Raw genomic sequence first — 20,709 nt, forward strand, 5'->3', positions numbered from 1 at the left:
GCGCAGAACAGACATCGATTGCCCACCATGTGGCCGTCCGGGTGGCCGCCACAGCGCCGAACCGTCGCCGAGGGTTCGGCAGCCGGATCATGGATGCCAGATTGGTCGTGCTGCAGTCTTGTCGGAGGAAGTGACGATGAGTGGTCAGGGTGCCAGCCCTGCCGCTCGCCGTGCCGCTGCCATAACTCGGGACAACCAGGTCTGGGGAGCCAGCGTCTGCTGAACGCTGAGCAGGTAGGCCGCCGGCGCGACCCGAGCGGCTTCGGCCTTTGCTCGGGCGGTTCGGCGCAGGCTTAGCGCACCGAGCGCAACGCCTGCGGTGACCGCCAACTGCGGCTGGACGAGCAGGCCGGTGGCCGCCAGCCCAGCGGGCAACTCGAACTTGTTGTTCAGCGCGAGGGCGGCGGTGTCGATTCCAACGTCCGTCAGACCACGACGGAGTCCGTCCACCGGCGCCTTCGCGTAGCGGGAGACGGCATCGGACATGTACGTGTTGAGGATGACCGGCGACTCGACATGTCGCAGCTGGTCGGCCAGGCCAGCGCCAACCCTGTCGATGTATTCGCGCCACCGGTCGAACTCTGCACCGAAACGACGTCGTACCTCGATGATCTTCTCCACCGGTACCTGGTCGAGATCGCGCGGCACGACTGCGGTGACACAAAGCAGGCCGAACGTGTCCGAAATATCTGGCCGGTCGATCATCACTGGGTTCGAGCCGGCGTCTGGCGCGAAGGTGAGCGGACCGGAGATAACGGCATGGGCCGCCAGCTGATCGGTGGTGGCGGCAAGGTTATTACGTCGAGCCAGTTCCTCAGTCAGCCGACATTTGTAGATCCAGGCCAGCTCCGGATGCATGGCGAACCAGTCACCACGAGCCGGTACCGCCAGCCCGGCATCGATCATGTGCTCGGCCAGGTGGGGTGCCAGCTCACTTGCATGGACGCCGGCGAGTGCGCCAGCACGGATTCGTTCAGCCAGCCGTTGCGGATCCGCCCACTGCGTCGGACCATAGCGCTCCAGATCGGGAACACAGTCAGGTTCCGTACCGGTCAACGGAAGCGGCTGCGGTGCGGCAAGCTCCTGCGGATCCCGGTACGCCAGTTCCCGCCGTAGCCGCCAGGCCTGATGACGCTCGCTGGGGAGCGTGTTGACGAACTCGAGGAACGATCCGACCATCGTCCGCGCCGCCGTAGTCGGCGAATGATCGACCACAAACCCGAGTTCGTCCTGCAGTCTTTGCACGAGGCGAGAGTTGCGAGTCGGGTAGTCCGGATGCACGATCCGCACCATGTGTGGCCAGTAGAGCGCCGCCACCTTCAACCAACGGGCGTCGCGGAAGTGGATGTACGGGTAGTAGACGGCCATCCGCGGCAGCCGCGCACCCGATTCCGCCATCGCGCCTTCGAGCAGACCCACCCGAGAACTTCTACCACGTGTGGCGGGGAAGGCAAACTTCGATCGCGCTCCAACCCCTCATGCCAGGTTGGATCGAACTCGGTCTGCGCTTCCTCGCAAGCGCAGGCTCCAGGATTACATGGTCGCTTACCGTCAAACTTAGCCATGCCCCTGATTGCCGACCTGCATCCGGGCACCGCCAGGACCGACGTCGCAGCGCCAGGTCGACGCTGTCGCGATTCGCCGGTGGCAGCATGGCGCCGCCAGCTATTCCTGCCCCTCCGATCCCTGAACTCTCTCGCGTTGGCCGCGGCTGATCCGGTAGCAGGCGGCGGTCCCGTCCTGGGACGCCGTCAGCGGGTGGAGGCCACAACAGGAGACGCCTTCCTCAGCACCGACTCCTCGGAAGCGCGGCGACCAGGATCTGGCCCTGTGCGCAGAGTACGGCCGCACCCGTTCCGTTTCCACCTCGGATGTCCTGGAGCCGGCTCGGCTAACCGTTCGTGGAACTTTTCACCGAACCCGCGCATGCCCGCCTGCTCGGAGTCTCGTCCGCGCGACCCGGCGGTGTCTCACCGTGTCGGCTCCGCCTGAAAACTGGCTCTGGCACATATTGTCAAGCCCCGGGTTTGATGGAGAGTTGGTTAGCTGGTTTCCAGGGGTGCGGTGACCGGCTGGGTCATCGCGTGTAGTGCCTCGTGCTCGGCGGGCGGGACGTGCCCGAGCTCGCCGTGTAGGCGCCGGTTGTTGTACCAGTCGATGTACTCGACGGTGGCCATCTCCAGGTCGTCGAGTCCACGCCACGGGCCTTTGTTGCGGACGAGTTCGGCCTTGTACAGGGAGTTGAACGCCTCGGCCATGGCGTTGTCGTAGGAGTCGCCCTTGGAGCCGACCGAGGCGACGGCGCCGGCCTCGGCCAGCCGCTGGGTGTAGCGGATCGCTCGATACTGGACTCCCCGGTCGGAGTGGTGGACCAGTCCGCCCAGGTCAGCGCCTTGATTCTCGCGGCGCCAGATCGCCATCTTCAACGCGTCGAGGGCCAGACCGGTGTAGAGACTCGTGGACACCTGCCAGCCGACGATCATGCGGGAGTGCACGTCGAGGACGAACGCGGCGTACACCCAGCCCACGCTGGTGCGCACGTAGGTCAGGTCCGCGACCCACAGCTGGTTCGGCCCGGCTGCGGTGAAGTCCCGTCTGACCAGGTCAGCAGGGCGGCTGGTCTCGGCTGCCGGGCGGGTCGTGCGTGGCGACTTGTCGCGCAGCAGCCCACGCAGCCCGGACTCACGCATCAGCCGCTCGACCGTGCACCGGGCCACCCGCACCCCTTGGCGGTGCAGCTCGTGCCAGATCTTGCGGGCGCCGTAGACGCCGTAGTTGGCCGTGTGGACCTGCTCGATCATCGCGGTCAGCTCCTCGTCGCGCCGACAGCGGGCGCTGGCGGGGCGGGTCTTGGCGGCGTAGTAGGTCGACGGTGCGATCTGCGCCGGCGTGTCTTCGAGCGCCCGCAGGACCGGCTGGACACCGTGTTCGGCCTTCTGGGAGTCGACGAAGTCGACCTTCATCGCGACGGACGGTCCAGCTCCGCCGCGAAGAAACTCGCCGCGGACTTCAGGATCTGGTTCGCCCGCCGCAGCTCACGCACTTCCCGTTCCAGGGCGGCGATGCGTTCGGCGTCGCCGCTGGTGGTCCCCGGCCGCTGCCCGGCGTCGGTCTCGGCCTGCTTCACCCACGTGCGCAACGCCTCCGGATGAACCCCGAGCTGACCGGCGATCCGCCGGATCGCCCCGACCGCGGACGCCGGATCCCGGCGGGCCTCGACCGCCAACCGGGTAGCACGCTCACGCAGCTCATCGCTGTACTTCTTCGGTGCCGGCATCGCTAGTGTTCCTCCCAGGTTTCGATGTCTCCATCAAACCCGGTGCGGAACATATTTTGTGAGTCGCGCTCGTCGGTAGTTCGGGTTGGGTGCCCGGATGGAGATCATCTCGGCGTTGCTGCCGCATCTGGTGGGCCTGCGGTTGGACGCGGTGGTGGTCCGGGGCGTCGGGGTCAGGATCGACGCGGCGACACAGACGGTGAGGGCGCGGTGCGGCGCTTGCGGCACCTGGTCGACCACGGTGCATGGCCGCTATGTGCGGCGACTGGCCGATGTCAGGTTGGGTAGCCATGAAGTGCTGGTCGCGTTGACGGTCCGCCGATTCGCCTGCGTTAGCAGCAGCTGCCGGCGGCGGACGTTCGTCGAGCAGGTGCCCGGGCTGACCCGCCGGCATGCCCGCCACACGGATCTGGCGGCGGGTGACCTGCAAGCGGTCGCGGTGGCGTTGGGTGGTCGGCCCGGAAGCCGGTTGGCGCATCGTTTGGCGGTGTCGGTGTCTCGGATGACATTGATCCGGATGATCCGGCGGATGCCCGATCCACCGCCAGTGACGCCGACGGTGCTGGGCGTGGACGACTTCGCCCGACGCCGTGGGCACCGATACGCCACCGTGCTGATCGACATGCACTCTCGCAGGCCGATCGACGTGCTGCCTGACCGCAGCGCCGACACCCTCGCCGACTGGCTGCGCGAGCACCCCGGCGTCGAGATCATTTGCCGGGATCGCGGTGGCAGCTACGCCGACGGCGCCCGCAAGGGAGCACCTGACGCGATTCAGGTCGCCGACCGGTGGCACCTGCTCAAGAACCTCAGCGACACCGTCGAAAAGGTCGTCCGTGGGCACCGCCGATGCCTACGGACGCACACCGATCCGATACCCGCCCTGGCCGCGCCGGCCACGCCCGAACCGGGAACCACCGGACGCCGGGCGACGAACACCCGCCAACGCCACGCGGCCGTGCACGCCCTACGGGCCGAAGGCCTGTCGATCAGCGCGACCGCCCGCCGGCTCGACATGAACGTCAGAACCGCCCGCAAGTACGCCCACGCCGCCACCGCCGAGGCGTTGATCGGCCCGAACACCAGCAGCCGCCCCAGCATCCTGGCTCCGTTCCACCCCTACCTGCGGCAACGACTCACCCACGGCGTCCACAAGACAGCTGACCTGCATGCCGAGATTCTGGCCCGCGGCTACCAGGGCAGCCTGCGTGTGCTGCGGGACTGGCTCGCCACGAACCGCACCCGACCCACCCCAGCGGCCGTCCGGGTGCCGTCGGCCCGGCGGATCACCGCCTGGATCATGCGACCCGGCCGCAAACTCACCGACGACGACCGCACCGACCTCGCCGACGCCCGCAACCGCTGCCCGGACCTCGACACTCTCGCCGACCTCGCCCGCGGGTTCGCCGCACTGGTCCGCCACCAGGGCACCGGAACCTGTCAAGATCAATGAGACAGGGATTGGTCACATTGTTTGTGTGGCGGCTGGTGGTTGGTTGATCCAGGCAGCGCCGGGGATGGGTGGCGGCGTGGGCTGCCGTGGGAAGCGGTTGGGGTTGGCCGCGTAGGCGGCGTTGAGGACCTCGGCTCGCTGGAGGCGGACCTGGTCGGCAGTGCCGAAGTGCACTGATGCCGGGGTGTGCAGGCCGATGCCGGAGTGCCGGTGTTCGTGGTTGTAGTAGGTGAAGAACTCCTGGCAGAACGCGCGGGCGTCGTGGATGGAGCCGAACCGGTCCGGGAACGCCGGGCAGTGTTTGAGGGTCTTGAACGCCGATTCGGAGTAGGGGTTGTCGTTCGATACTCGTGGGCGGGAGTGGCTGCGGGCGATGCCGAGGTCGGCCAGTAGCACGGCGACGGGCTTGGAGGTCATCGAGGTGCCGCGGTCGGCGTGGACCGCCTTCGGGGCGGCGCCGATACGGGCGATCGCGTCGGCGATGAACTCCTCGGCCAACTCGCCGGACTCTCGTGGCGCGACCTGCCAGCCGACGACGTACCGGCTGTAGATGTCGAGCATCACGTACAGGTCGTAGTAGACGCCCCGGTACGGGCCGTGCAGTTTGGTGATGTCCCAGGTCCACACCTCGTTTGGGGCGTGGGCGACCAGTTCGGGACGCACCCTGGGCGGATGCGCCGCTTGGCGGCGGCGCTCGCGCACCTCACCGTGGGCGCGCAGCAGCCGGTACATGGTCGCCTCGCTGCACAGGTAGGTGCCCTCGTCGAGCAGGGTCGCCCAGATCTGGGCCGGGGCCTTGTCGGCGAAACGGGGTGAGCGCAACACCGCCAGGACCTGCGCCTGTTCCGCCTCCGACAGTGCGTTGGCCGGTCTGCGCCGCGGCGCCGGCGGCGCCTTCACCGCCGCGGGCTTGGCCTGCCGGTAGTGGGTGGCCCGCGACTTGCCCAGCAGGTCGCAGGCTCGCTTGGTCGAGGTCAACGGCGCCAGTTCGGCGAACGCGTCGTCGATCACCCGCGCCGCCGCCGTTCGGGTGTCGGCTCCGCGCTCTCGGAGAGCAACCCCAAGAGCGCGTGTGCTTTTCCCACCACGTCCAGCGCCGCTTTCGTCCGCGCCAGCTCCGCCTGCAGGCGTTCGTTGTCCCGCCGCAGCCGCTCGTTCTCCGCCTGCTCCGGGCTCTTGCCCGGCCGCCGGCCCGGCCTGGACGCCGGCCCCGCCAAGGCTCCCGCGTCGCGGGCGCGGCGCCACTCGATGATGTGCGAGTGATACAGCCCCTCCCGGCGCAGCAGCGCACCCCGCGCGCCGGCCTCGGACAGGCCGTCGTACTCGGCCACGATCGCCAGCTTGTACTCAGCGGTGAACGTCCGACGCTTCGGCCGATCCGAGCGGGGTGAAGAGGCTGAACTCATCCGCCCATCCTCGCCCAGGCCGATGCCCATGTCAGCGATGCTCAAGGTCACGATCGTTGATGATCCCGTCTCGCCCTACTTCAGAAAATCCGGTTCTCCGGTGTCTCACAAGATCCTGGCAGAGAGGGCACCGGCCGCCACCTCGACGCCTGGATCGACCGCGCACGGCACGCCGGATATCCCGAAATCCGCGGCTTCGCCGCCGGCCTGGTCAACGACCGCGACGCCGTCGTCGCCGGCCTCACCCAGCCCTGGAGCTCAGGCGCGGTCGAAGGCCACGTCAACCGCATCAAGACCATCAAGCGACAGATGTACGGCCGCGCGAACCTTGATCTCCTCCGCAAACGAGTCCTTGCCACACCATGAGCTGACACCAAGATCATTCACAGAATGTGTGCCAGAGCCAAAGTTCAACCGGCGTTGACACTACGACCGCCTCCGACTCCCTCCCAGCCAGCGATCCACTTCCCGAGATCATCGGTTATAGGACGCCACGCTCCGGCAACACTCCGCAGGTCACCGGGCTGGGGAGGGTCTCCCCAGTTCCCGCCGCCACCATCTGAACGTTCCGCGCCCCATACGCCGGGGAGTCCTTCGCGGCTGCAATCCAGGCACTACACCGCTTCCATGGCCTTCACCCTGAATTCGGGGGCTCGGCACTCCCTCTGCCCCACCCGAAGGCGAGACCTCTAACGACGCCGCAGGCTTCGCTTGATGCTACGGACCGCTCAGTCGCTCCCCCACAGGGCTTTCGACGCTGGGCTTCGACCCGACCCGTTTCCGGACCGAGCCGCTAGCCTGCTACCGGGCCTCCTGGCAGCTACCCGGACCGGACTCACACCGGCAGGCGACGACGAGCTTACGACTGCAGCTGAGCTACACACTCACCTCCAGGTCCGCTGGGCGCACGAACGATCGAGGCTAGTGCCTCGTCTTTGAACGTTGATCGTGTAATCCGTCGGTTCTGAGGATCTATCGGGCAGGCTGTCTCCCAGCACTCGTGGTGGGAGGTGATGGCCGGTGGGCAGACGGCCAGAGGTGTTCGTCCGGCAGGTGTCGATGGCCGAGGGCCAACGGCTGCAGAAGATCACCCGTACCGCAAAGGACCCGGTCAAGCTGCGGCGGGCGATCGTGGTGCTGATGTCGGCCCAGGGCCAGCCCGCCCCGGACATCGCCCACCTGCTGAAGGTAACCCAGGATTACGTCCGCGACGTGATCCACGCGTTCAACGACCGGGGGTTCGACGCGTTGTCCCCAAAATGGAGAGGGGGCGCACCGAGACGGATCGATGAGCAGACCAGAGACTGGATCTGCGTCATCGCCCGGTGTGACCCCCGCTTCCTCGGCCGGCCGTTCTCCTGCTGGTCCCTGGCCAAGCTGCGCGACTACCTCATCGAGTCGGGCTACGTCACCACGATCAGTATCGAGACCGTCCGGCAGATCCTGCACGAACGCGGGATCTCCTGGCAGGCGACCAAGACGTGGAAGGTCAGCACCGACCCCGACTTCACGTCGAAGATGCGCCGGGTCCTGGACCTGTACGACCACCCGCCCGCCGACGGTCGAATGCTGTGCGTGGACGAGTTCGGGCCGCTGAACCTGCAACCCCGCCCCGGCCGCGCCTGGCGCCCACGGGGTCAGCCGGTGCGACAGCGGGCCACCTACACCCGCGACCAGGGGGTACGGCACATGATCGCCGCCTTGGACCTGGCCACCGGCCGCCTGCACTACCGCATCCGTGACCGCAAACGCTGGCGCGAGTTCTTGTCCTTCCTCAAGACCCTGCGCGCCCGCTGGCCCGACCAGAAGCTGTACCTGATCGTGGACAACTTCTCCCCGCACAAGCACCCCGAAGTCCGCGCCTGGTACGCCGCACACCAGGTCGACCTGGTGTTCCTACCGACGTACTCGTCGTGGCCGAACTGGATCGAGGCCGAGTTCGCCGCCGTGCGGTACTTCGCCCTCAACGGCACCGATCACCGCAGCCACACCGAACAGGACACCGCGATCGGCGACTACATCCGCTGGCGCAACCAACGCGCGAAGCCGAAGACATCATTCGCCGCCGGCTCCAAGATCCGCCACCCGGATTACCCGTTCAAGGCTGCATGACGAGGCACTAGTACCCTCCTAGAAGTTCAGTAATTGCGGCGACAGGAACGATGTACCGCCTACCAATGCGAAGAATCGGTACCGGAAAGTGCCCCTCCCGAGCGAGTTCGTAAGCCTTGGTTCTCCCTATCCCGAGAATCGAGGCCGCCGTCACAACATCCGTTACCGTCCCAAGGGCACGCACATCGCTTACAGTCCATACTCTCCTGGACCTAGCTTCGTCACTCATGTCGCACTCCCAGGCGTACCGCAGGTCATCTATTCATCAGCGGGTCGCGAAGATCGATCTCCACATTGTCATCGGGTCGAACCCTGAACCTGGACAGCACCAACAGTTCGTCCCACAACAGCGACAAGTGGCGACCAGGCGAAGCGTCGTCCCTGCAACCGGGTGCAGGAGCCACTGTCGACGCATGAGTGCCACGCACCAGCACAACCCTCTCTTCTCAACGAGCGACCGCAGTGCAGGATCCTGCACTTAGGGCAATATCTTGCACTGACAAGTCGATTCGCAGCGACTTGTCTGAAGCCTGTGACCGAACCCCCGCCAGCTGTGGATCTTGCGGCTCTCGGTCATGCCGTTGCAAGAGCCCGACAGGGCGTCGACCTCACCCTCGAAGGGCTCGCGGAGCGCAGCGGAGTGTCCCGCCGGATGCTGGTCGAGATCGAACAAGGCCGAGTAAACAGCAGTATCGGGGTTCTGCACTCCATCGCGCACGCCGTCGGTCTCACATTAGGCGAGCTCGCGCAAGCGGCGTGCACGGACGAGCCGACCATTGATAAGCACTTGGACGCCCGCGACAGCCAAGGACAATAGGGCAGCCACAACGGTCATAATAAGGGCGTCCGTCGAGGTCGGAAGCCATTCATTGATGACGGCCAGGTGGATGGTGGCCTGTAATGTACGGGAGCGAGCCTCAGGGGCTCGGTGCGTGATCACCACAAGACAGCCGGCCACGACATGAACGGCAGACTTGGGCTGCTGTCGACCTGGAATAGATGTCCTTGAGCTTAAGTGACCCTGGACAGACCACCAGCCTCCCGTGACACAGACAGGGCTGGACGTCGCTTCGACGACCAGTACATCGGAGGACAACCGTCTGCTCCCCTGTCGCCTCGTGGTTCGTCTGCCCGGACTATGTCCGGAAGGAGATCGGAAATCCCGGCCCATGTTTTTCAGGGCGGAGCCGACAGCTGTGACCTGCGCTTTCACTTGTAGCGGGGACAGGATTTGAACCTGCGACCTCTGGGTTATGAGCCCAGCGAGCTACTGAACGTTCCACCCCGCGTTTGCTCGTCCACACTGCGTCATGTGCCGAGGTCGGCCAAGGGTTTGCGGTGGATTGAGGATCTTCGTATGTCGGAGGTCGAGATGTGGCGAGGTCTCCAGAAGATGATTCATCGACCGGGCAGAGCCTGAACCGAAGACACCGTGCAGACCCTAGCGGTGACGAGGCAGCGCGATCCGACCGACGCCCAGTGGGCAGTGCTGTGGCATTGTTGCCGGCACCGAAGCGGTCGAGCGTCCGTCGTGATGGACCCGGCAGCAGGTGATCGATAGGACTCGGTGGCGCATCCGGGCGAACATCCAGTGGCTGAACGCATGCCCCACGTAGGTCTTGGTCGACGGCGTACACCTTGTTCCCCCGCTGACAGCGCAACGGGACCTGGGAGCGTGCCCTCGACGCTTGCAGGCCGTCGCCGGCTGGGGGGCAGGGTTACCTGGGAAGTGTCCGTGGACCCGATCAGCATCCGAGCCCACCGATACGCGGCCGGTGCGAGCAACAGGATTTCCAGGCTGAACCGGCGATGAGGCGACGGCCGGATCACTAGCAGGCACCTGGAGCTTTCCTAAGATATCGGGCATGCTAAACAAATGCGGCAGGCAAGAGGGAGGCAACCGTGCCCGATATTCGCAACAACAAGGAGTTCCGCAAGCGCGCCATTCTGTTACGAGATGAAGCCGTACTCCGCGGATTAATCATGAATTCAGCGGAGGCCACAGATACTCTAGCAGAGCATCTGGCCATGTGTGCCAACCGCCTCGGCGTTACGCAGCAAACGATTCTCTACCGCTACCTACGGACCGAGGAGGTCGTTGCCTTCGCCGGAGTCCTGGCAAATGCTTCTGCGCAGTACCGGCAGACGATTGATGACACTGAACCTATGAGGTTGCTCACGAAGCATGTCGGCGACGTGGTTTCCGCACTCGGCATGGTGGTCAAGTTGGCCACCGATCACGTCGAGACGGCACCCGCCGATGCCCTAGGCATACTCACCGACACCGCCGACGCTATCGCCGGACTTGGGGCGGCAGTCCGCGAAAGTGAGGACGCCTCCTGGGGCTCCGTCGACGGCCCGACAGTGGCTTACAGTCGAATAGCTCTTGAACGCGCGATTGAGCTAATTGACAACAGAAAGTTCGTTTGCCCATGCCGCAGCCAACATCTTCCGGAGGCAGGTCGGTGCGAACTTGCACAGAAACTTGCCGCAACCCTGAAGTTAGTAAAGCCGTGAGCCCGACTCAGGCAACTATTTTCGACAGCCCTACGCCGCTGACAACGTCGCTACACAACAAACTAGACGATCCAAGGTCACCAATATCCGCAGAGCAGGGCGGTTGTTCGACGGACATTTGAACTTCGGGACCCCTCGATACAGATGACGTGGTTGGTGTTCAAAGAATGCGGAATCGGTCCAGTCACGTGACTACTGTTGCCTACCTGCGCTCGTTCCCGGCAGACGGCCAAGGATCAAGATAGCCTGGTGGGCAACGCCCAAGACGGTCATGGGGTTGTTCAGATTATAGTGGCACAGATAGTTGCGCACCACAGGGGCAAAGGGGCATGAGAGTCTTTCTAACGACCCAATTCTACGGAATCTCCAGGCGTCAACTCTCCGGAGTGTGGGCTGGATTCATTAGCCCAATTAGGACGATACTTTCCAGCCAAAACGTCAGCAACAAGATTCGAAACCACAGCAGACACCGCGAGATCCGGACGCAACTCTCGCAACTGCCTGACCTCGCTTTCGGTCAGTCTGATCTTTACCTGCCGATCTCGCTTTGGCCGTTCTGGCAGCGGAGGCAGCGTAGGGTCCACCGAACGTCGCGGCATCGAAACTCCTCGTAACTGGCGACTGGGACAGGTGGACCTTGTCATACGTGCCCGCAATCGCCAACAACTTGCCCGCCAGTTCGCCTGGCGGCCTCTTTACATCATGTCTGGTACCTTTTTTAGGTACCTAGATCAACTGCCCCTCACCAGGGCCGCGCAAGCTGGAAGGAGCAAGTCGTGAGCGGCTCCACGTACAAGAGATGCCGATGCCGAGGAGAGGGTGGCCGCGAGCTAGGCGCATCCTGCGCCTCCCTACGCCGCAAGGACGGGGCTTGGAACCCCCGACATGGCCAGTGGTACTTCCGAACCGAGCTTCCCGTTGTTCACGGAGCCCCACGGAAGGTTATGAAGCGAGGCGGCTACGCCACGCAGACCGCAGCCGAGAACGTTCGCCAGCAGGTCGAGTTGCTGATGGCCATCCCTGACGCTGGCGTGACCGGCGACCAGGCTCGACGCGACATCCTCGACGCCATCGAGCGGGCCTTCGAGAAGAAGCAGCCCCTGCCGAACTACGACGAGATCCGCAAGCGCTACCAGCCTGGGCAGATTATCAACGGGGACATGCTGGTCGGACAGTGTCTCGACGAGTGGCTGACTGGCCGACGCAAGATCGCCAAGGGCACGCGCCGGTCATACGAGGGCCACATCCGCCTCTACTTGAAGCCCCACCTCGGGCACCTGCCGATCGACCGGCTCCGGCGGGTGCACATCTCCACGATGTTCGACACCATCGACGCCGAGAGCGAGTTCGTCCGAGCGGCACGAGTCTCGGGCGACCCCGAGCAACGGAGGAAGGTGCGAGGACGGCGGGTTGTCGGCGCCGCGACGAAGCAGCGGATCAGGGCAACCCTCCGGGCCGCTATCAACCACTGCATCAGGGAGCAGATGATCACGCTCAACCCGGCAAAGCTCGTTGAACTTGAGTCGGGCAAGCGTCCGAAGGCCCTGATGTGGACCGACGAGCGCGTCGAGGCGTGGAAGGAGAACCGGTCGCAGCGCGCCGAGGTAGCCCTTGAACTCGGGGCCGCTCGCGAACGACGCGACGCCTCAGCCGTTCACCGGCTACTCGTGGAGATCGACCGGTTGGACGCGACCGAGCGACCCTCGCCGGTGATGGTCTGGACCGCCGCCCAGACCGGCTTCTTCCTCGATTTCATCCACAACGAGCGCCTGTACGCGCTCTACCACCTGATCGCCTATCGCGGTCCTCGTCGCGGTGAGGCGTGCGGCTGTCGCTGGGTGGACCTGCACAAGGGTGCACGGACACTCACGATCAGCGAACAGCTCGTGCAGGTCGGTTGGGAGGTCGTGCCAGGGGCTCCGAAGAGCGAAGCGGGCGGACGCGAGCTCACGCTCGACGACGCGACGTTCAAGGTCCTTGAGGTGTGGCGTCGGCGTCAGGTCGCCGAGCGCCTGGCCTGGGGCGAGACGTGGATCAACTCGGGACGCATCTTCACCCGGGAGGACGGCAGCGCCTTGCATCCGGCCGACGTCACCAAACATTTCAACGAGTTGGTCGCCGCCTCCGGGCTGCCGCCGATTCGCCTGCACGATTTACGGCACGGGTCCGCCACCCTGGCCCTGGACGGCGGAGTCGACATCAAGGTGGTCCAGGAGGAGTTGGGCCACTCCTCCAGCACGCTCACCCGCGACACCTACACCAGCGTCTCACCTCGGCTGGCCCGCGACGCGGCCGAGAGGATCGCCTCGATGGTGCCGCGCACCATCCCGCCGGTCAGCGACGGGATGGCTACGGGGACGGATGGTCTCCCTTCGGGCTCCCCTGACTCGAAAACGACGAAGCGCGTCCTCTCGCTTGGAGAGAACGCGCTGGTCATGCGTGGTGCGCCGCCAGGGACTCGAACCCCGAACCCGCGGATTAAGAGTCCGCTGCTCTGCCAGTTGAGCTAGCGGCGCTCGCTGACAACGGGAGAAACCTTAACACGGCCGCGCGAGGAGGTTCCAATCAGTTGCCCCGCTGACCACGACCGGCTCGTCCCGGCGAGCAAAACGGGCATTCCACCCATAACTTTCGGCGACCGGGATCAAAACTGTGGCTCCCATAGGGCACGATGTCTCCCGGGATTCGAGTGGACCGAGGTGGGGATGGGCAGGAGCACGCGCGACTGGGCGATGATCATCGCTCTGGCGGTCGCCACGCCGCTGGGTGTGGCGGCGTGCGGCGACGACGGAGACAGGAAGCCACAGTTCGCCAGCGGTAACGGCGGGGCGGCGGGAGCGAGCGCGACTCCGACACCACCCGCCGAGCCGATGGACTTCGCGGTAACTCCGGCCGACGGCGCCAAGAAGCAGCCGGTGAGCGTCGAGATCGGCACCAGCGTCAAGGGAGGGACGGTCAGCGACGTCAGCCTGACCGTCGCCGGAGGGGGCGCGGTCAAGGGTGCGATGCGACCCGACGGCTCGGCCTGGGTGCCGGAGGCGCCCCTGAAGTACGCCAAGACCTACACCGCGCAGGTCACCGCCACCTCCCCGTCCGGGCAGACGGAGACCAGGACGACCACCTTCACCACCATGGCCAAGCCGAGGTCGGTGATCGGCTCCGGCCTCTACCTCTTCGACGACAAGACCTACGGCGTCGCCATGCCGGTGGTGGTGGAGTTCTCGCCGGGGATCGCCAAGAAGGACCGGGCCAAGGTGCAGCGGCGGATGTTCGTCGACTCCGACCCACCGCAGCCCGGTGCCTGGCACTGGGTCTCCAACGGCACCCAGGCGTACTACCGGGCCCCGGAGTACTGGGAGCCCGGGACCACGCTGCGGGTACGGATCGGGCTGGAGGGCATCCCGCTGAGCAACGGCCGGTACGGCAACGTCGACCGCAGGGCGACAGCCAAGATCGGTAGTAGGTTCGAGATGAAGGTCGACAACAAGACCAAGAAGATGACCGTCTTCGAGAACGGCAAGCTGGTCCGGACCATCCCGGTGAGCCTCGGCAAGAAGAGCACCCCGTCGTCGAGCGGCACCATGGTGGTGATGGAGAAGAAGGAGAGCACGGTCTTCGACACCCGCGACGACCCGGACCCGGCCAACCGGTACGTGACCGACATCGACTTCGCCCAGCGGCTCACCTGGGGCGGCGAGTACATCCATGCGGCGCCGTGGTCGGTCGGCGACCAGGGGCGACGGAACGTCTCGCACGGCTGCGTCAACGTCTCCACCGCGCACGCCCGGTGGCTCTTCGAGAAGACCAAGACCGGCGACCCGGTGACGATCACCGGCACCGAGCGGAAGCTGGCCTCCGGCAACGGCTGGACCGCATGGAACCTGCCCTGGAAGGAGTATGTCAAGGGCAGCGCCCTGCCGGTTTCCGCCGACCTGGGCAACTGACCGGGGTTGATCATGGACGACACCACAAACATTGCACCACCAAGGGGATGAATCGACCCCGCACGATGGTGTTTTTCGGCACGGCAGGAAACGAAAATTTGCCCACGAACGTCATTGCGAGAGGATGACCGTACGGACCGAGTGGGTACAGCTGTGGAAAACAGCAGTGTGAGGGGATCATGCGACCAGGCCGAGATCAGTTGACCCGTCGTACCTCCGACCGGGGTGTGGCGACGCGGGTCCGACGACCCGTGCCGCTCCGCGCGCTCGCCTCGGTCCTGATCGCCGGCGCCCTGGCGATCACCGGGACCGCCTGCACCGGCAACGGCGACAAGGGCGCCGGGCCGTCGTTCCAGGGCGGCAGCGAGGCCGAGCAGGGGCCGAAGGCCTCCGCCGCGATCACCACCCCGGCCGCGGACGCCCGGGACGTACCCGCCGCCACGGAGATCGTTTTCACCAGCAAGGACGCCGTCGAGACCACCGTCGAGGTCGAGAACGCGGCCGGTGAGCCGGTCAAGGGCGCGCTCACCGCCGCCGGGACATGGCTGCCGGAGAAGGCGCTCGAATACGGTACGACGTACACCGCGACCGTGACCGCGACCGGCGACGACGGCAAGCCGGCGACGACGACCAGCACCTTCACCACCATGGCCAAGCCGAGTAAGCAGATCCGGGTGACCAGCTTCCTCGGCGACGGTCAGACGGTCGGGGTCGGCATGCCGCTGATCGTCAAGTTCAGCCGGGCCGTGCCGGAGGACTACCGGGACGACGTGCAGCGCCGGATGACCGTCCGGTCCACTCCGGCCCAGGAAGGGATCTGGCACTGGGTCAGCCCGACCGAGGTGCGCTACCGCCCGAAGACGTACTGGAAGGCCAACACCGAGATCTTCTACAAGATCCAGACCGGCGGGCTGCCGGTGGGCGGTGGCTGGTACGGCCGGGCCGACCTGACCGTCGACATCAAGACCGGACCGGCGGTGGTGATGACCGTCGACAACAAGACCAAGAAGATGACGGTCAAGAAGAACGGCAAGGTCATCAAGACCATCCCGGTCAGCCTCGGCAAGAAGAGCACCCCGTCCTCCAGCGGCACGATGGTGGTCATCGAGAAGCTGAAGGAGACCGTCTTCAACACCATGGACGACCCGAACCCGGCCAACCGCTACATCACCGACATCGAGTACGCCCAGCGGCTCACCTGGGGTGGCGAGTTCATCCACGCCGCGCCCTGGTCGGTCGCCTCGCAGGGGCGTACGAACGTGTCGCACGGCTGCGTCAACATGTCCACCGCCAACGCGAAGTGGCTGTTCAACCAGACCCGGGTCGGCGACCCGATCGTGGTCAAGGGCACCGAACGCAAGCTGCAGAACGGCAACGGCTGGACCGACTGGAACATGAGCTGGGCCGAGTACGTCAAGGGCAGCGCGATCCCGGTCGGCGAGACGGCGACCGCGCCGACCACCACCGAGCCGACCGCCGGCACCGCCGCGGGCTGAGCCGGCGGCGAGAGCCTCCTGGCGCGCGACGTCGCCCCCGCTCCCCCGCGGAACCGCCCCGGGGAGGCGGGGGCGTTCCGCTGGAGGGCCACCAGAAAGCGCGAGGGCCACCAGAAGCGCGAGGGCCACCAGAAGCGCGAAGGCCACCAGAAGCGCGAAGGCCACCAGAAGCGCGAAGGCCACCAGAAGCGCGAAGGCCACCAGAAGCGCGAAGGCCACCAGAAGCGCGAAGGCCACCAGAAGCGCGAAGGCCACCAGAAGCGCGAAGGCCACCAGAAGCGCGAAGGCCACCAGAAAGCTTCAGACCCCCTCCGAGGAGGGGGTCTGACTGTGGATCCGAGATCCACAAGTGGGGTGACTGATGGGATTTGAACCCACGACACCCGGGACCACAACCCGGTGCTCTGCCAACTGAGCTACAGCCACCATGTTCAGTTAGATCACGAACGTCCAGATCACGAACATCCCGTCACCGGGTCGGCGGACCCGGTGGGGCGACGACCAATGATAGCCACACCTGGCGCCCCGCCGTCGACCGGGTTACACCCTGATCCACGGCAGCGGCGCGACCACTCCGCCGCCGGCCCTCAGAGTTCGGCGGCGATCGCCTTGGCGGTGTCGACGTCCGGCCCGGGCAGTGGTACGAAGATCGTCCGCCGGTAGTACTCCAGCTCCCGGATGCTCTCCCGGACGTCGGCCAGGGCGCGGTGGGCCAGCCCCTTCGCCGGTTGGCCGAAGTAGACCCGGGGGTACCAGCGACGGCACAGCTCCTTGATCGACGACACGTCGATCATGCGGTAGTGCAGGTGAGCGTCGAGTCGTGGCATGTCCCGGGCCAGGAAGCCGCGATCGGTGGCGATCGAGTTGCCGCAGAGCGGCGCCGTACGCGGATCCTTGACCAACGAGGTGACGTACTCCAGCACCAGGTCCTCGGCCTCGCGCAGGCTCACCGTCGAGCGGCGCGCCTCCTCGGTCAGACCCGAGCGTTCGTGCATCGCCCGCACGATCTCCGGCATCCCGGCCAGCGCCGCCTCGTCGGCGTGGATCACCACGTCCACACCCTCGCCGAGCACGTTGAGATCACGATCGGTGACCAACGCAGCGACCTCGATCAGGGCATCCTTGCCAAGATCGAGTCCGGTCATCTCACAGTCGACCCAGACGAGAAGATCAGCCACGACGATCAGACTACGCGTAGCTCAGGGACCCGCGCCTCAACGCTGTGGACAGAACGGCCCGCTAGGGTTTTCCCGTGTCAGCCGAACCCCCCGTGCCATCTGCCACCGACGACGATCCCGGCGGGCGCACCGCACGGCAGATCGTCGTCGTGGTGCTGGGCGCCGCGGCGGTGCCGCTGCTCTATCTGCTCAGCAACCCACACAACTTCTACGATCTCAAGATTTACATGAGCGCGATGCGGTGGTGGGCGGACGGAAACCCGCTCTACGACTACGTGCAGGCGGACATGTTGCAGGGCCAGTTGTACTTCACCTACCCGCCCTTCACCGCCCTGCTGTTGCGCCCCTTCGCCGAGCTCAAGATCGGGATCACCGCCGCCGTCTTCACCGTGCTGACCGTACTGGCGCTGCTGGTGACCAGTTGGTGGCTCGTATCGTCGGTTGCCGACCGGCACGGGGTGTCCCGGTGGTTCGCGGCGGGACTGGCCGTGCCGTTCGCCTTCGCCGTGGAGAGCACCCGGGAGACTCTCATCTTCGGCCAGATCAACATGCTGCTCGTGACGCTGGTCCTGGCCGACCTGCTCCTCGCCGTACCCCGGAACTCGCGCTGGGCCGGCGTCGGGATCGGGCTGGCGACGGCGCTCAAGCTCTATCCGGGGATCTTCATCGTCTATCTGCTCGCCACCCGGCGCTGGCGGGCGGCGCTGGTCTCCTCCGCGACGGCGGCCGGCGCGACGCTGCTGGCGGCGGCGATCGCGCCGCGTGAATCGTGGCGGTTCTGGACCCACGAACTCTGGCTGACCGACCGGGTCGGCCGGCCCGACTACACCGGCAACCAGTCGCTCTTCGGGCTGCTCAACCGCTTCACCACCCCGGAGAGGCCGAACCAGGTGCTCTGGCTGGTGCTGGTGGTCGCCGTGGCGGCGTACGGGCTGTGGCGGGCGACCCGAGCCGCCCGGGCCGGTGACGAACTCAGCGGGCTGACCCTGACCGGGCTGGTCGCCGTCCTGGTGAGCCCGATCACCTGGACCCATCACGCGTACTGGTTCATCCCGGCGGTGGTGGTGCTGGTCGACACCGGGCTGCGACCCGCCGATCCGGCCGCCGGGCTGCGAACCGGCGACCCATCCACCGGACTGCGGCCAGCGGATCCCGCCGCCGGCCGGGCCGGCCGTCGCCGCAGGGTGGCGATGCTGGCGCTCGCCGCGCTGGTCACCGCCGCGATCGTGTACGGGGTGGTCTCGTACTACGACTGGGGACGCGCCTACGACCGGACCGACGCCCCGGTGGAGTTCGTGCTGCGCAACATCTATGTGCTCTTCGCGCTGCTGCTGCTCGTCGTGCTGCCGATTCGCCGGCAGTCACCCGATTCGCCGGCAGTCACCTGAGACGGACTCGGACACCGACACTCCGAAACATGAACCAAGTAGCCAGCAGTAGCAAGAAGTTGCACCAAATGGACAGATCTATCTAGTACCCCTCGATGCGGCTAATCTGGGGACAACATCTGAAACGTCCCTTCGGTACACCGATCCCCCGGTGAAGGTGGCCCCCCGTGTCGGCAGCGCGGGGGGCCACCTGCCGTCCATCCCCGAGATCCCCAGCGGGAAGGGCCCGGGCCCGACTGCTCAGGCGGCCCGGGTCAGCGAGGCCTCGGCCTCGGACTGGGTCGTCTGATCTCGCCCGCCCGCCCTGCCGGTTCCTCGTCCTGGGTCGCCGCCCGCTGATGCCCGGGCCCGACGTTGCCACCGTGCCGCCCCGGCGGAACGTCCAACGCCGCCGCCATCGCCGCCGTCCTGGTCGCCGGCTCGTAACCGCTCGGCCGATTCAGGACGGAACGCCCCGCACCCGGCTGCCCGACGTCGTACACCGCCGCTCCCGGGGTCGCCGGACGCAGCGAGATCCGCCGAACCGATCGCGGAGCGACGTTGCCTGCCGGAACCGGTACGGGCCTCGGTGGCGCCGGCATCGGTGGTGCCGGGACCGGCAACGGCGGCGTCGGCGAGGGTGCCGGTACCGGCGCGGGTGGTGGCGCGGGCACCGGTGCGGGTGCGGGTGCGGGTGCGGGCGCGGGAGCACGGGCGGCCGGGTTCATCGGCGGCCAGACCAGGCGCGCGGGCGGCGGCGACTCGGCTCGTATCGCTGTGGACTCCGCTGCGGGCTCGACTCGTACCGCTGTGGACTCCGCTGCGGCCGCTGCAGGCTCGACCCCTACCGCTGTGGACTCCGCTGCCACCGCTGCGGGCTCGGCCCCTACCGTCGCCCCTCTCGCCGGAGTGCCGGCGGTCGGGGTCAACACGTCCGCCAGCGTCGCCGGCCGTCCTGGCGACACCCGCCGGTCCGCCGGCACCAGCCTGCCGGGCGCCGTCCCGGTCGGCACCCCTTGGTCCACCGGTCGATCGGGCAGGCCCCCCGCCTGAGCCGGCAGGTTCACTCGGCGCTCCGGCGCCGGCGCCCCCACCGGACAGGCCGGGGAATCCTCGATCTCGTCCAGGGCAGCGACGCCGAGCCTGGCCGCGAGCGCCGGCACCTGACTCGGCTCGACGACGAACACCACCTCGCGCGGCCGGACGGGCCGGGCCAGCAACACGACGCCGAAGAGCGCCAGCAGGCCGCCGAGCGCCAGCGAGCTCCAGGCGACCGGATCGAGCCAGCCGGGGCGTACCTCGGCACGAAGGTCGGCGACGAAGCCGGCACCCGCGTCCGGACGCATGACGACCAGGCTGAGCCGGGGTGCGCGTACGTCGTCGGCGGTCAGGTCCAGGGTGCCCAGGCCGCTGCGGATCCAGAGTCCCCGCTCGGCAGGGAGCGCGGGTGCGACTGCCGTGGCCTGCTCGTCGGCCTGGTCGACGCGTACCGGCAGGCTGCCCCGGGTCACGCTGACCCGGTCGACCCGGGCATACCGGGAGGTGCCGAGGTAGCTCGCGACCTCGGCCGTGGGCGCGAGACCGAGGAACGCCGGCTCCGCCCCGGTGCGGGCGACGACTCGAAGCCCGGTGCGGCCCTCGGCCAGGAAGGGCGCGTCCCGATCCAGCATCGCGGCCAGGTCGGGCACGACCAGGGCGTGTCCGCCGGTCTCGACCCGGTCCAGCGGGGCGACGAAGGCCCCTTCGCCACTGCGCTGTTCGGAGAGTGTCCACAGTCCACCGCCGACGAGGAGCACCGGCAGCCCGATCGTGAGCAGGAGTATCCCGGCGATCAGCCGCACGAAGCGCATGTCGTCTCTTTCCCTCCGGTCGCGGTCTCCGCCGACGACGCCGTGCGACCGGCGGCGGGTCGCCGTACCCGCCGTACCATACCGAGCGAAATCACTTCAACACGGATTA

At 66.8% G+C, this 20,709-nt stretch carries 11 protein-coding genes, 3 tRNA genes and 4 pseudogenes; 9 read left to right on the top strand and 9 right to left on the bottom strand.

Annotated elements, in window-relative coordinates:
- Positions 1 to 144: 144 nt before the first annotated feature.
- A complete protein-coding gene (locus EV371_RS27315) occupies positions 145 to 1,419 on the bottom strand; it encodes a DUF6236 family protein (protein ID WP_130464583.1) in 1,275 nt (424 codons plus the stop codon).
- 623 nt (positions 1,420 to 2,042) lie between these two features.
- Positions 2,043 to 3,277: pseudogene (locus EV371_RS27320) on the bottom strand (IS3 family transposase).
- Between the two features lie 97 nt (positions 3,278 to 3,374).
- Between EV371_RS27320 and EV371_RS27325 the strand changes: the two are divergent.
- Positions 3,375 to 4,712 (top strand): annotated as a pseudogene (locus EV371_RS27325) (ISL3 family transposase); the annotation flags it as partial.
- A gap of 30 nt (positions 4,713 to 4,742) precedes the next feature.
- On the opposite strand, the gene EV371_RS27330 reads toward EV371_RS27325, so the two are convergent.
- A protein-coding gene (locus tag EV371_RS27330) for an IS3 family transposase (RefSeq protein WP_486484910.1) occupies positions 4,743 to 6,166 on the bottom strand; the annotation gives its coding sequence in 2 pieces (ribosomal slippage) (positions 4,743 to 5,815 and positions 5,815 to 6,166; 1,425 coding nt in all).
- 93 nt (positions 6,167 to 6,259) lie between these two features.
- On the opposite strand from EV371_RS27330, the pseudogene EV371_RS27340 reads away from it, so the two are divergent.
- Positions 6,260 to 6,502: pseudogene (locus EV371_RS27340) on the top strand (transposase); the annotation flags it as partial.
- A gap of 654 nt (positions 6,503 to 7,156) precedes the next feature.
- Positions 7,157 to 8,248, top strand: a complete 1,092-nt coding sequence (locus EV371_RS27345) for an IS630 family transposase (protein WP_165436845.1) — start codon at positions 7,157 to 7,159, stop codon at positions 8,246 to 8,248.
- Positions 8,249 to 8,255: 7 nt separating this feature from the next.
- Here the strand turns inward: EV371_RS27345 and EV371_RS27350 are convergent, their stop codons facing one another.
- Positions 8,256 to 8,477 carry a helix-turn-helix domain-containing protein gene (locus EV371_RS27350; protein WP_130464585.1) on the bottom strand — a complete coding sequence of 74 codons (222 nt, stop codon included), beginning with the start codon at positions 8,475 to 8,477 and terminating at the stop codon, positions 8,256 to 8,258.
- Positions 8,478 to 8,801: 324 nt separating this feature from the next.
- Between EV371_RS27350 and EV371_RS27355 the strand changes: the two genes are divergently transcribed.
- Complete coding sequence (locus EV371_RS27355; RefSeq protein WP_486484976.1) at positions 8,802 to 9,065, top strand: helix-turn-helix domain-containing protein; 264 nt, start codon at positions 8,802 to 8,804, stop codon at positions 9,063 to 9,065.
- A gap of 399 nt (positions 9,066 to 9,464) precedes the next feature.
- Here EV371_RS27355 and EV371_RS27360 read toward each other — a convergent pair.
- Positions 9,465 to 9,537 (bottom strand) — tRNA-Met (locus EV371_RS27360).
- Positions 9,538 to 10,150: 613 nt separating this feature from the next.
- Between EV371_RS27360 and EV371_RS27365 the strand changes: the two genes are divergently transcribed.
- Positions 10,151 to 10,765 carry a hypothetical protein gene (locus EV371_RS27365; RefSeq protein ID WP_130464587.1) on the top strand — a complete coding sequence of 205 codons (615 nt, stop codon included), beginning with the start codon at positions 10,151 to 10,153 and terminating at the stop codon, positions 10,763 to 10,765.
- Between the two features lie 1,712 nt (positions 10,766 to 12,477).
- Positions 12,478 to 13,023: pseudogene (locus tag EV371_RS34710) on the top strand (site-specific integrase); the annotation flags it as partial.
- 182 nt (positions 13,024 to 13,205) lie between these two features.
- Here EV371_RS34710 and EV371_RS27375 read toward each other — a convergent pair.
- A tRNA-Lys gene (locus EV371_RS27375) sits at positions 13,206 to 13,281 on the bottom strand.
- Positions 13,282 to 13,470: 189 nt separating this feature from the next.
- Between EV371_RS27375 and EV371_RS27380 the strand changes: the two genes are divergently transcribed.
- A complete protein-coding gene (locus EV371_RS27380) occupies positions 13,471 to 14,709 on the top strand; it encodes an Ig-like domain-containing protein (RefSeq protein WP_130464588.1) in 1,239 nt (412 codons plus the stop codon).
- A gap of 179 nt (positions 14,710 to 14,888) precedes the next feature.
- Entirely contained in the window at positions 14,889 to 16,205 is a 1,317-nt protein-coding gene (locus EV371_RS27385; RefSeq protein WP_130464589.1) for an Ig-like domain-containing protein, read from the top strand.
- A gap of 350 nt (positions 16,206 to 16,555) precedes the next feature.
- On the opposite strand, the gene EV371_RS27390 is transcribed toward EV371_RS27385, so the two are convergent.
- Together EV371_RS27390 and orn are read right to left on the bottom strand one after the other, a co-directional pair.
- Positions 16,556 to 16,631, bottom strand: a tRNA-His gene (locus tag EV371_RS27390).
- A gap of 161 nt (positions 16,632 to 16,792) precedes the next feature.
- Entirely contained in the window at positions 16,793 to 17,389 is a 597-nt protein-coding gene (orn, locus tag EV371_RS27395) for an oligoribonuclease (RefSeq protein WP_130464590.1), read from the bottom strand.
- 68 nt (positions 17,390 to 17,457) lie between these two features.
- Between orn and EV371_RS27400 the strand changes: the two genes are divergently transcribed.
- The gene (locus EV371_RS27400; protein WP_130464591.1) at positions 17,458 to 18,771 is read left to right on the top strand and encodes a glycosyltransferase 87 family protein; all 1,314 of its coding nucleotides are present in this window, start codon (positions 17,458 to 17,460) and stop codon (positions 18,769 to 18,771) included.
- A 254-nt stretch (positions 18,772 to 19,025) separates the two neighbouring features.
- Here EV371_RS27400 and EV371_RS27405 read toward each other — a convergent pair whose 3' ends face one another.
- A complete protein-coding gene (locus EV371_RS27405) occupies positions 19,026 to 20,600 on the bottom strand; it encodes a hypothetical protein (RefSeq protein ID WP_130464592.1) in 1,575 nt (524 codons plus the stop codon).
- Positions 20,601 to 20,709: the final 109 nt, after the last annotated feature.

This window comes from Plantactinospora sp. CNZ321 (assembly GCF_004217235.1).

Bases quoted from the DNA above. Each gene is read 5' to 3' on its own strand.
- EV371_RS27350 (WP_130464585.1), bottom strand. From the start codon at position 8,477: ATGAGTGACGAAGCTAGGTCCAGGAGAGTATGGACTGTAAGCGATGTG.
- EV371_RS27380 (WP_130464588.1), top strand. From the start codon at position 13,471: ATGGGCAGGAGCACGCGCGACTGGGCGATGATCATCGCTCTGGCGGTC.
- EV371_RS27385 (WP_130464589.1), top strand. From the start codon at position 14,889: ATGCGACCAGGCCGAGATCAGTTGACCCGTCGTACCTCCGACCGGGGT.
- EV371_RS27405 (WP_130464592.1), bottom strand. From the start codon at position 20,600: ATGCGCTTCGTGCGGCTGATCGCCGGGATACTCCTGCTCACGATCGGG.